Origin of the sequence: Methanolobus sp. (assembly GCF_030682845.1) — an archaeon.
Lineage (GTDB): Archaea > Halobacteriota > Methanosarcinia > Methanosarcinales > Methanosarcinaceae > Methanolobus.
Genome location: NZ_JAUXNK010000105.1, coordinates 1 through 13022, shown reverse-complemented (window position 1 = coordinate 13022; position 13022 = coordinate 1). Strand labels below are relative to the sequence as shown.

At 45.0% G+C, this 13022-nt stretch carries 4 protein-coding genes; 1 reads left to right on the top strand and 3 read right to left on the bottom strand.

The window, feature by feature from the left end; all coding sequences use genetic code 11:
• Positions 1 to 3210 (bottom strand): PAS domain S-box protein (locus tag Q8J68_RS13930; protein ID WP_305312118.1); only part of this gene is annotated, 3210 nt, incomplete at its 3' end.
• A gap of 509 nt (positions 3211 to 3719) precedes the next feature.
• Between Q8J68_RS13930 and Q8J68_RS13925 the strand changes: the two genes are divergently transcribed.
• Positions 3720 to 10172: a PAS domain S-box protein gene (locus tag Q8J68_RS13925; protein WP_305312117.1), complete on the top strand. Its 6453-nt coding sequence runs from the start codon at positions 3720 to 3722 to the stop codon at positions 10170 to 10172.
• A 46-nt stretch (positions 10173 to 10218) separates the two neighbouring features.
• On the opposite strand, the gene Q8J68_RS13920 is transcribed toward Q8J68_RS13925, so the two are convergent.
• Positions 10219 to 10731, bottom strand: a complete 513-nt coding sequence (locus tag Q8J68_RS13920; RefSeq protein WP_305312116.1) for a chemotaxis protein CheW — start codon at positions 10729 to 10731, stop codon at positions 10219 to 10221.
• Between the two features lie 17 nt (positions 10732 to 10748).
• Positions 10749 to 13022, bottom strand: a 2274-nt coding sequence (locus Q8J68_RS13915; RefSeq protein ID WP_305312115.1) for a methyl-accepting chemotaxis protein, incomplete at its 5' end; no start/stop codon positions are given.

Genomic DNA, 13022 nt, shown 5'->3' with positions numbered 1-13022 from the left:
TATACTGCTGAGTGCCTCGTTAACTTCAAGAGCTATACCATTATCATGAATAATGATACCCTCAAAGCTTACATTAGATAGCAAACGATATTTTTCTTCACTCTGAGCCAACTCATCTTCCATTCGTTTACGTTCAGTGATGTCTCTGGCTATCCCTTCCAGAGCTATCAGGTTTCCTTCTTCATCATAAAGCAATATGTTTTTTTGCTCTGCCCAAATAACATTTCCATCCCTTCTTACCCAGCGAAGTGTGACTGCAGTTCTATCTTTATCATTACCTTTTGCTAGTTCCTCCAGAATGTAGCGGTCATCAGGATGCACAAGCTTAAAGCCCAAATCAGGGTCTGCATAGTGCTCCTCTGGAGTATAGCCTGTGATCTTAGTGGCTGCGGGGCTAACATAAGTGAATCCTCTTTTAGGTGCAAATCCATAACGATATATTATATCATCGGCATTTTCAGCCAACCTTCTGAAACGTTGCTCGCTTTCCCTTAATGCCTCTTCTGCACGATTGCGCGTTAGAGCCTCCCCGATATGTGCTGCTATGCCTTCAAGCTGTTCGATCGCAGCAAGCGAAAAAATCCCTTTCCTGCGGCTGTTGAGTTGAAGGAGGCCAACGATCTGATTCTTCGTGCGGATAGGGACCAGTGCCAAAGAAGCGTATCCCTGATGAATGCATTGGTTGCGTGGGTGCAATCTGGGATCCTGATCGGACGGAAGCTCAAGGAATGGGAAGGAATCATTGGTCCAGCAGCTTCCCCCCGGAGTGAAGAGCGGGCTGGAAGGGTCGGTATTGCCGGAAATAACCAGCCCGCAAGTGCATTCCAATTTGACATTGCCATTGTGATCCCTGCAGAGGCATCCATCCTGCTCGTGGACTGTCAGGGAGTTTTCATTCAGCAGGAACTCCTGAGAGAATCCGTCGTGTACAATATATGGAAAATCATCCCCATCCTTCAGACGAATACCTGCAGCATCGACACCTATACATTTTTTCAATGAAGAGAGAACAAGCTGAATTGACTCCTTTAAAGACCCTGATTCATTGAGTATCTGCAGGATCTCGCGTTCCATTTCGCTATAGGTCTCTTTTCTTTTGCTTTCCGTAATGTCCTGGAACACTGTAGCAAAGATATCCTTGTCCATCCGGTATGCACTAACGCTATAGTATCGCTGCAATGGTTCAGAGAACTCCTCAAAGATAACAGGATTCCCGGTAAGGGTGACTTCCCCATATCTCTCTATAAAAGATGCTCTTTCAATTCCCGGAAGAACTTCTGTTGCCCGCCTTCCCAGGACATCGGCAACTTTCAGCCCTGTCTGCCTCTCAAATGCATCATTTGCTTCAAGAAATACATAGTCCACCGGGTTGCCTTCTTCATCCCGGACCATCTCATGGATAGACACGCCACTAAGAGCATTCTCAAAGAGACCGCGATACTTTTCTTCACTTTCACACATTGCTTCTTCAGCAGCTATCTGGCTCACGATGTTCCACACAGAGTCCATAAGCAACTTAAGCTGGAGCGTATCATTTCCTGTGTATTCGGATCCCTTGTTGGCAACTCCGGCCACAGCGACTATTTTATCCTTTTTGAAAATCGGTACGGTCATGAACCTGTGAAGTTCAACATGTCCCTGTGGATATCCTTTCTTCAGTGGATCAGGAGCATGAAAATCATTGACTATTATTGTCTTACGCTGCCTAACGGCTTCTCCCCATATGCCTGTATCTTCCAGCTTATATATTGTCTGAGGCTGGACGATCGAACACTCCTTCATCACATCCCTGGACCATGTATTAAGAGCAAACTCTTTCCGGGTCTCATTGTAATGATATATGTACCCGATCTTGCTCTCTGTTAGCTTCATGGCCTCATTTAGTGCAAGATCAAGGAACTCCTGGACAGAATCGTGTCTGGACTGCAGGATGTCCACAAGGCTTTTTAGCCGTTCCTCTCTTAGGCGCAGCTCCTCCATAGCCTGTTTGATTTCGGTTATATCTGTATGGGAGCCTGCCATTCTGTAAGGGACGCCATCTTTATCCCTAAGTGCTTCTCCTCTTGCCAGTATCCAGACGTAAGAGCCATTTTTATGCTGAAGCCGGAATTCAATGTTGTATGTGGAGATATTTCCTTTGAGATACTTGCTCAGATTCTCCTGTACACGTATACTATCATCAGGATGCATCCTGTCTGCAAACGTAGAGAACATGTTTGGCAGTTCATGGTCCTCATATCCTATCATCTGTTTCCATTTGGCTGACAGGTAAAGGCTGTTGCTGCGCAGGTCCCAGTCCCATATGCCATCATTGGAACCGTTGACTGCCAGCATGAATTGCTCGCGGCTCTTTTCCAACTCATCAATTACTTGCTTACGCTCAGTAATATCTATGGAGTATTCTATGATACTGTCAAGATCGCCATTATCATCGAAGATGGGGTATGCATTGACTTCCACATATACCTTCCTTCCCTCCGAGTCTATGTGGATGTGTTCTGCCTTTGCAGGTTTTCCTGTCTTCCTGATCTCTTCCATTGGGCATGGATGCTCTGAGCCACAACAAGGTTCACAAAGTCCGTGGCTTGCCTCATAACACTTGCTACTGGGGGTGATATTGTAATGGGAAGTGGCAAAAGAGTTTGCAAGTCTTATGGTATGGTCGCTGGCATCGATGATCATAAAAGGATGGGTAAGTGCATCCAGTGTCACATTGAGCACTTTATCTTGTCTGCGCACTTTCTGCTCAGTTAGTTTTTGCTCAGTGATATCAGAGATGACACCAACTATACCTTGCACTGCACCATCTGGACGTGTTATAGTTGCTTTATCAAATATAACATCCCTGATATTGCCGTTCTTGTCCTTGACCTGACCTTCATAGTGTTGTTTACCAGGTTTTTCATAGAGCTCGTTGTCCTTTTCAAAATGTTGGCCGGCTATTTCCTTTGGTCCCAGATCATAAACCGTCTTATTGATTATTTCTCCATGTCTTATCCCAAGTAACTCCTCAAAGGCTTTATTACAACCAGTATACTTTCCTTGTGCATCTTTACAAAATGCAGGGAAGGGTACGGTTTCCAGAATGGCAGTAACTAAATCCGAGTGGCAGTCTGTGAAACTTTCAGTGACTGACCGCTCCACAGACTCTTTCTCATAGGATAATATAGAGGAGCTGTTCTGATCCGGTAGTTGTGATCTATTTTTCATTTGCTTCCTTCCGGTTCATTTCGCGAAAAGATGATTTTTATGAATGATTAGAAACTTACAGTGGGGGGTCCATATATTATATAATATTATATCCAAGTTATATATCAACACATATATATAATATAGCAGTAGCGCTTATGTTCAATTGTTACTAATATAAGTGTGACAGTTGTGCTCTTTGATAAAAACAGGATTTGTTTTAAGGAAGAACATCTTTTGAAACGTGTTTTATTATATGAGGATCAAAATACATCCTGCAAAATATGAAAGTGTAATAATAAAATTTCTGTTATTTTAATAGATTTCCACATATATAAATACTAAAAATACATAGTGATTTTGGAATATACGCAGAATATACACTTTCACCTTCTCTGCATAACACCTTAAAAGGGGGTAATTGCAGTTCGAACTTACATAGGGGCCCTTTTTGCCATGTGAAATGTGTGTAACGAGTATATTCGCACAGTGGAATATTCTGTCCCCGCCGCAGAAACCAAAGTGATCTTATGAGAAAAACACCCATCTCCCCCAGGAAGCCAAATGAAAGGTCATCTACAATAAATGACGCAAACCTTACAGAAGACATCTGTAATAAAGACAAACTAAACTCTCATTTGGATTTCCTTACAACTCTCCTGCAAACTATTCCTTTACCTGTTTTTTATAAAGATGTTTTTGGGAGATATATTGGATGCAATCGGGCGTTTGAGGAATTTATCGGGAAGTCCAGAGAAGAGATCATTGGCAAAACGGTTTATGATATGGGACCAGGTGACATTGCCCAAAGATATGAGGCAATGGATAAGGAGCTTTTCGGGCTTCCAGGAAAGCAGACATATGAATGGAAAGTCCGAAATTCGGATGGTTCCGAAAGGAATGTCATTTTCCACAAAGCTGCTTTTGATGATTCATCCGGGAAAACGGCTGGTCTTATTGGAGTCATATTAGATATAACTGACTTCAAGCAGGCAATTGATGCTTTGAAAGAAAGTGAAAGAGATGTAAAGGCCATCCTGAATGCATCAACAGAGTCAGTCCTGCTTATTGACACTTCAGGAATTGTCCTTGCTGCCAACGAAGCCGTAGCTCACCGCTTAGGAACAGATGTCGAAACACTGAAAGGAAAGAATGTTTATGATCTCATTTCTCCTGATGTCGCGCAAATAAGAAGAAAAGAAGTTGATAAGGTTATAGAAAGAGGTGAGCCGGTCCACTTTGAAGATGTACGCGGCGGGCGGGATATGTTAAACTCAATATATCCGGTATTCAACTCCAAAAAAGAAGTGAAGAGACTGGCCATCTTTGGTATTGATATCACCGCTATCATGAGAGCCGAGGACTCCCTGAGAAAGAGTGAACAATTCTACAGAACGACAATAGAGACCGCTCTTGATGGGTACTTACATATTGGTATAGATGGCATTATCCGGGGAGTGAATGAAGCATACTGCAAACTCAGCGGCTATACGCGTGACGAACTGCTTGGTATGCAGATATCCGACCTGGATGCGATCGAGAGCCCTGAACAGACAGCGGCTCATATCCAGAAGATCATCAGGAACGGAAGTGGCCTCTTTGAAACAAAGCACCGTGCAAAAGACGGCAGTATCTGGAATGTGGAAGTCAGTACGACCTACTCGCAAAGCGCAGTTCCGGGCTTCTCCTGTTTTTTCAGAGACATCACACAGCACAAGCGGGCTGAAGAGCGGGAGCTACACCTCAAGAACGTGCTTCTGGCAATAAGGAATGTAAATCAGTTGATCTTTCGTGAGAATGACCCGCGCCGCCTCATCGAGAAGGCATGTGCGAATCTTACGGAAACACTTGGTTATTTTAATGCATGGATAGCATTGCTGGATGAAAAGGGTTCTGTTACTGCCACTGCTGCCTCATGGTATGACGGCGGATTTACTGAAATGCTCAAGCGACTGGAAAGCGGCAGGTTCCCAGAATGCATGATATCGGCCCTGGGGCGAGAAGAGATCGTCATTATTACCGACCCAAGCAATAATTGCCAGGATTGTCCTCTGTCAGGTAACTATCCGAAGAGATCCGGGCTGGCATACAGGCTGCAATTTGAAGGTAATATCTATGGAGTAATGGCAGTTTCGATCCCTTATTACTTTGCTCACGATAAAGAAGAACAGGAGCTATTTACTGAAATTGCTGATGACCTTGGTTTTGCCATTCACAAGATCAATACGGCAAGGGCACTGATAGAGAGCGAACAAAACTACCGTACACTAGCTGATACCGGCCAGGCCCTGATATGGACTTCAGGAACAGACAAACTCTGTAACTACTTCAACCTGCCATGGCTACAGTTTACTGGACGCTCTTTAGAGCAGGAACTGGGCAACGGTTGGCTTGAAGGTGTCCATCCTGATGATATAGACAAAGCCGGGCGCACTTATAGTGATGCCTTTGACAAACATGAGCGGTTCACGATGGAATATCGCTTACTCCGGCATGACGATGAATACAGATGGATCCTTGATGACGGTTCTCCTCGTTACGACAGCATTGGGAAATTTATTGGATATATAGGTCACTGCCTGGATATCACCGAGCGCAAATTGGCAGAGGATGAACGCGAGATCACCATCAAGCTGTTAAGCCTTCTAAACGCCTCCAATGACATGCACGGACTCATCTCTTCGGTGACAGAACTACTGCAGGACTGGTCAGGATGCAAGGCCGTAGGCATCAGGCTAAAGGATGGAGACGACTATCCATATTACCATACGCAAGGATTCCCTGCTGTTTTTGTAGAAGCAGAAAGATATCTGTGCTCCCGCGACCTCGACGGCCAGCTCCTTCGGGATGAAGATGGTAACCCGGTTCTGGAATGCATGTGTGGCAACATCATTTGTGAGCGTTTCAGTCCTCAGCTGCCATTCTTTACAGAGCACGGCAGTTTCTGGACTAACTCCACCTCGGAACTTCTGGCCAGCACAAGCGAATCCGACAGGCAGGCACGTACACGCAATCGTTGCAACGGCGAAGGATATGAGTCAGTAGCTCTTATCCCGCTCCGTGCTAATGGAGTCACTTTCGGACTGATGCAGTTAAACGACTCTCGAAAAGGACTTTTTACAGAAGAGAATATTGCTTTGTTCGAGCGTCTTGGCGATAGCATTGCCATTGCCCTTGCACAGAGACAAGCACAGAAAGAGCTTAAAAAGAGCGAAGGAAGGACACAAAGCATCTTAAAGGCTGTACCCACAGGTATTGGTGTTGTGGTCAACCGGATTTTCACAGAGGTCAACCTGCAAGTGTGTGAGATGACGGGATACAGCCGCGGAGAACTTATTGGCTCTCTTTCACGAATGCTATATCCCACACAGGAAGACTTTGATTATGTTGGCAGGGAAAAGTATCGGCAGATAGCTGAAAATGGTGCGGGAACTGTAGAGACAAGATGGATAAGAAAAGATGGCACTATAATTGACGTTCTCTTATCCTCAGCGCCTATCGATGCTTGCGATCTGTCAAAAGGCGTGACATTTACTGCGTTTGACATCACTGAGCAAAAAAAAGCGGAAAAGAAACTAGCAAAAGAAGCTACCAGGCGTCGCATTCTTATCGAACAGTCCAGTGATGGGATCGTTGTCCTCGATGAGAACGGAAAGGTTTACGAGACTAATCAGAGCTATGCTGATATGCTCGGCTATTCCATGGAGGAAGTTCTCCAGTTGCATGTATGGGACTGGGATACTCAATGGACGCGCGAAGAACTGCTGGATATTATCAGTAAAGCTGATGAATCAGGCGACCATTTTGAGACACGCCAACGACGCAAGGACGGTACTTTGCTCGATGTTGAGATCAGTACTAACTGGGCTATATGCAATGGAGAAAAACTGGTCTTTTGTGTATGCAGGGATGTCTCTGAGCGCAAGTATATGGAAGAAGAACTTCGCAAGAGTGAAGAGAAATACCGTGAACTGGTACAGAACGCCAACAGCATCATCCTAAAATGGAACCGCAACGGAGAAGTGCTGTTCCTCAACGAGTTCGGACAGCACTTTTTCGGATACAGTGAAGCGGAGATCATAGGCAAGACTGTCATGGGCACGATCGTTCCGGAACAGGAAGCGAGCGGACGCAACCTTTCAGCACTCATGGATGAGACCTTCGAGTACCCGGAGAAGCACGCGAGGAACATCAACGAGAATATATGCAAGGATGGAAGACGCGTCTGGATCTCGTGGTCGAACAATCCCATATATGACTCAGAGGGTCTAGTGACTGGGATGTTTAGTGTAGGAACAGACATTACTGCGCAAAAACTGGCTGAGGAAGCGCTGCAGAGGAGTGAAGAAAAACATCGCCGCATGTTCGAGACCATGAACCAAGGTGTTGTCTACCAGGCTGCTGATGGCTCAATCATCTCGGCAAATCCTGCTGCAGAAAGGATTCTGGGACTATCTCTTAATCAGATGATGGGAAAAACATCAATGGACCCAGCGTGGAAGACGATTCTTGAAGATGGTTCCCAATTGCCCGGAACAGACCATCCAGCAATGGTGGCACTGAAAACTGGCAATCCTACAGGTCCTATTGTGATGGGCGTGTTTCAGCCGGAAAAGAACGCTCATTCATGGCTGTCAGTTTCTGCAGTTCCTATTTTTAAACCAGGGGAAACAACTCCTTTTCAGGTATATGCCACAATTGATGACATCACCGAGAAGCGCAAGGTTGAGCAGGAATACCAAACACTTTTCCGGGAGATGTTAAATGGCTTCGCCCTGCATGAGATCATCTGCGACGATCAGGGCTTACCGGTTGATTATCGGTTCCTGGCCGTTAACCCGGCTTTTGAGCGCATGACCGGACTGAAAGCTGAAGATATAGTAGGCCGAACTGTTGTGGAGGTTTTACCGGGTATCGAGTCGTATTGGATAGAAACCTACGGTTGTGTGGCGCTGACAGGTGAACCGTTCTTCTTTGAAAACCATTCACATGGACTGGATAAACACTTTGAGGTGACGGCCTTCCAGCCTGCGCTCAATCAGTTTGCCTGCATCTTCTCTGATGTCACTGATCAAAAGCAGGCAGAAGTTGAATTAAAACAGCGGGAAAAACTCCTCAGCAAAATTTTTGAGATCCTCCCAATCGGATTATGGTTTGCTGACAATAAAGGCAGACTATTGAAAGGAAATCCTGCCGGAGTTAAAATATGGGGTGCTGAGCCACATGTAGCAATTGTGGAATATGGCGTATTCAAAGCCCGCCGGCTTCCATCAGGTGAAGAGTTAGCACCTGATGACTGGGCACTTGCTCACACCATAAATGAAGGAGTAACTATTGAAAATGAATTGCTTGAGATAGATGCTTTTGACGGTAAGAAAAAGACGATCCTCAATTACACAGCTCCTGTGCTGGATGATAATGGGGATCTGATGGGCGCGATTGTAGTCAACAATGATATAACAGAGCTCAAAAATACAGAGAAAGCACTCAAAGACAGTGAACAGTTGTTCAAGACACTTTTTGAGCAGGCTGCTGTGGGCGTCTGTCAGGTAGCTACCAATGGACGTTTCCTTAAGGTCAATAAACGCCTGAGTGAAATTGTTGGTTATTCTGACAGCGAATTGATCACTAAGAACTTTAGAGATATCACTCACCCTGAAGACCTGCATCTGGATGACGAGTATATCTCAATGGTCTTTGCCGGAGAGATAAATTCATTCGAGGTAGAAAAGCGCTTCATTCACAAAAATGGTAATGAAATATGGACAAGACTGTACTCTAAAGTTATAAAAGATGAAAATGGTTCCATACTATATGCCATTGGGGTAATTGCAGATATTACTGAACAGAAAAAGTATGAAGAAGCAATTAAAGAAAGCGAAGAGAGGCTCTCACTATCAATGGAAGCTTCACAGTATGGTTTTTGGGATATTGACCTTGACACCGGAAAAATGTATATGAGCCCGCAAATCTATGCCATGAACGGATACGAAGACGGAGAATTACCTGAAAATCTAGAATCAATAATGAACCTGGCGCACCCGGATGACATAGAAGCTGTTATGTCTACATTTAATAAATCTATTCTTGATATAGAACCATTCCATGTGGACTTCAGAGTTAAACACAAATCGGGAGAATGGATATGGATATCCGGCAAAGGTAAACCTGTTGAAATTGATGAGAATGGAAAACCACACCGCCTTATAGGAACGCAGGTCAATATCACTCCAAGAGTAAAAGCAGAAGAATCCCTTCTATATGCAAAGGTTGCTGCTGAAGAAGCTAATCGCATGAAGGGTGAATTATTGAACAATGTATCCCATGAATTCAGGACTCCGCTAAGTGCAGTACTCGGTTTTTCGGATCTGCTGCTCAGTGATGAAGTTGAAATCCTTAGTGCTTCACATCGGGAATATGTGGGGCACATTCATCATAGTGGGAAAAATCTTTTGAGTATGGTCGAAAGGATACTTGATTACTCAAATGCGAAATATGGCAGCATGAACTCTCTTGAGCTGCAGTCTGTTAACGTGAGTGAACTTGTCCTGGAAACAGTACATATCCTGTCAAAGAGAGCAATAGACAAGAACATTAAAATCAATACCAGCCCAGCTCCGGATCTCAAAACTATTGTTGTTGATCGTCAGAAACTTCACAAAATTCTGTTCAACCTTCTGGAAAATGCTATCAAGTTCACATACCCCAATGGTTTTGTGAAAATAGAAGTGAAAAAAATAAATGATTCAGTCCAGTTTTCGGTACAGGATACTGGGATAGGTATTGAAAGGGAGAAGATTGAGACTTTGTTTGAGCCATTTGTACAGATAGATGGATCGATATCCAGAAGATATGGAGGTACAGGGCTTGGGCTTGCCCTGGTTAAAAAATTTGTTGAAATGCACAATGGGCGCATCCGGGTTGAGAGTGAGATCGGAAGAGGTAGTGCATTTATTTTTGAACTACCCCTTAATATGAGGTGAACATAGACCGTTTAAAAAAAATAGAGAGAGAGGAGTTTTAAAAAAATTACGCAGGAATGGGGCCTGCGTTCTCTAAGCGACTTATTTGCGCTTTTTGTTCCTGAGTGAATATCTTATCGATATCAAGCAATATAAGCAGCCTTTCATCGATCTTACCTACGCCCTGGATGTACCTTTCAGTGATTTTCGAGGTTATGATCTCAGGTGCAGGTTCGATATTTTCACTAGATATCCTTAATACCTCGGTAACCGAGTCGACAACCATTCCTGCAACCATATTCCCAATCTCCACGACCATTATACGGGAATGATCACTCATTTCTTCATGAGCAAGATTGAACTTTGTCGCAAGGTTGATGATCGGAATTATTCTGCCGCGAAGGTTTATGATGCCTTCAACATAACCGGGTACCTGAGGGATCTTAGTGATGCCAGGTATACGAATGATCTCTTTGACCCGGGATATCTCAATGCCGAACTCTTCATTGGAAAGCTGGCATATGACCAATTGAAGCAGCTCTTTAGATGAGCTGCTGTCCATTATTACCGATTCTGCCATTTGAAAACCTCACTGCGTCAGACGAACGCCTTCTTTGGAGACCCTGATGGCTTTGCATGCACCTTTGAAGGTGGCATTGGTCCTCTTTTCCTTGCAGCATCTGTTTTCTGCGGTGTTTCTGCACCTTCAGTGTCTAACCTGAACTTAGATACCACTGACTGCATATTGGCCGCTACTCCTGCAAGTACCTGAGCAGACTTTGAGAGCTCCTGCATGGAAGCGGTCTGTTCCTGGACAGAAGCTGAAGCCTCCTGTGCTCCTGCTGCAGATTGCTCAGATATGGCAGATACCTCTTCCACGGAAGAAGTGACCTCTTCGATCGACGCAGACTGCTCTTGTGCAGCTGCAGCGATCTCCTGGACCATCCGTACAATAGTATTTCCAGCCTCGACCACACCTCCGATCGCAACGACCGACTTTTCAAGAGAAGCAGCTCCGGTATCCACTTCATCTGCACCAATCTTCATTGAGGCAACAGCATTCTGGGTCCCGCTCTGCATCTGATGGATGAGCTGTGCTATCTGCTTGGCTGCATTGCCTGAATCCTCGGCCAGTTTGCGAACCTCGTCTGCAACCACAGCGAACCCGCGGCCATGTTCTCCTGCTCTTGCAGCTTCTATTGCTGCATTGAGAGCAAGCAGGTTGGTCTGATCAGCTATGCTTGTAATGAGACTGACGATCTCTCCGATCTGCTTGGATTTACCGTCAAGTTCCTTGATGACATTGGAAGAATCCCCTACAGCAGATTTGATGCCGTTCATCTTTATCATGAGATCCTGGGACATCTTTCCGAGGCTCTGTATGAGATCATTGGACTCAACAGCACTTTGTGCAGCTTTTCCGGAGTTACTGGCTACTTCCTGTACAGTGCTGTTCATATCGGCCATTGCCCTTGAAACCTCTTCAGCTTTGGCAGACTGCATCTGCGTACCCTTGGATATCTCATTCACAGTACTGCTTATTTGTTCGCTGGCGGCTGAGAGTTCCTCACTTGATGAGGATATCTCCTCGGCAGTGGATGCAATGTTATCAGCGTTGGCACTTACCAGAGTAACTATCTCATTCAGGGACAACCTGCAATTTTCCACACCTTCTGTGAGTTGTATGAAGTCTCCAACTCCACGAACAGTGACCTTCCTTGTCAGGTCGTTGGATGAGATAGAATTCAACACCTCACATGAATCATTGATAATACTCTGCAGGGTATCTCCAAATCCGTCAAGAGTGTCACCTAATAGTTTGAAGTCACCCTTCGCATCTATTGTCACCCTCGTGTCCAGGTCACCTTCAGCATAGGCTGTGACCACCCTTGCAGTTTCGTTCACAGGGCCTACAACAGCATCCAGGCAGTTATTGACACCCTCAACTATCTTGCGATAGTCTCCCTTGTGCTTGGAGGCGTCTGCACGGGTACTCAGCTGTCCGTTTGCTCCTGCCTGAGCCAGCATATCAGCATCTTTGACTAAATTATTGATTGCATCGATACACTGGTTGAGGTTATTCTTGATCTTGTTGAAATCACCATTGTACTGGTCAGTTATCTTGGAAGGGATCGCACCATCTGAAATGCGGTCAACGTAATCAGCAGCTACATTAAGCGGACCAATAACTGCATCCAGCGTATTGTTGACGCCTACAACGATCGCCTTGTAATCTCCCTTATGTCTGGAAGCATCAGCACGTGTAGCAAGTTTCCCATCAACAGCAGCCTTTGACAGCATATTCGCATCAGCAACAAGTGCATTTATTGCGTCGATACACTGATTGAGGTTGTTCTTGATGGTGTTGAAATCTCCGTTGTACTGGTCAGTGATCTTGGCAGGTATCGCTCCATTTGATATACGGTCAACGTAATCAGCAGCTACGTTCAGCGGACCGATCACAGCATCCAGAGTACCATTAACACCTTGAACGATTGCCCTGTAATCTCCCTTATGTTTGGAAGCATCAGCACGGGTATCAAGCTTACCCTCTACCGCAGCCTTTGAAAGCATATTCGCATCGGCAACCAGGGCGTTCACTGCATCTATGCACTGGTTGAGATTGTTCTTGATCTCATTGAAATCACCATTATAATTGTCAGTGATCTTTTCCGGAATCTCCCCATGAGATATCCGATCAACATATTCAGCAGCCACGTTAAGTGGACCGATAACTGCAACCAGGGTCTTATTGACACCTTCTACAATTGCCCTGTAATCTCCCTTATGTTTGGAAGCATCAGCACGGGTCTCAAGTTTCCCATCAACAGCAGCCTTAGACAGCATATTCGCATCCGCAACAAGCGCACT

Bases quoted from the DNA above. Each gene is read 5' to 3' on its own strand.
- Q8J68_RS13925 (WP_305312117.1), top strand. From the start codon at position 3,720: ATGAGAAAAACACCCATCTCCCCCAGGAAGCCAAATGAAAGGTCATCT.
- Q8J68_RS13920 (WP_305312116.1), bottom strand. From the start codon at position 10,731: ATGGCAGAATCGGTAATAATGGACAGCAGCTCATCTAAAGAGCTGCTT.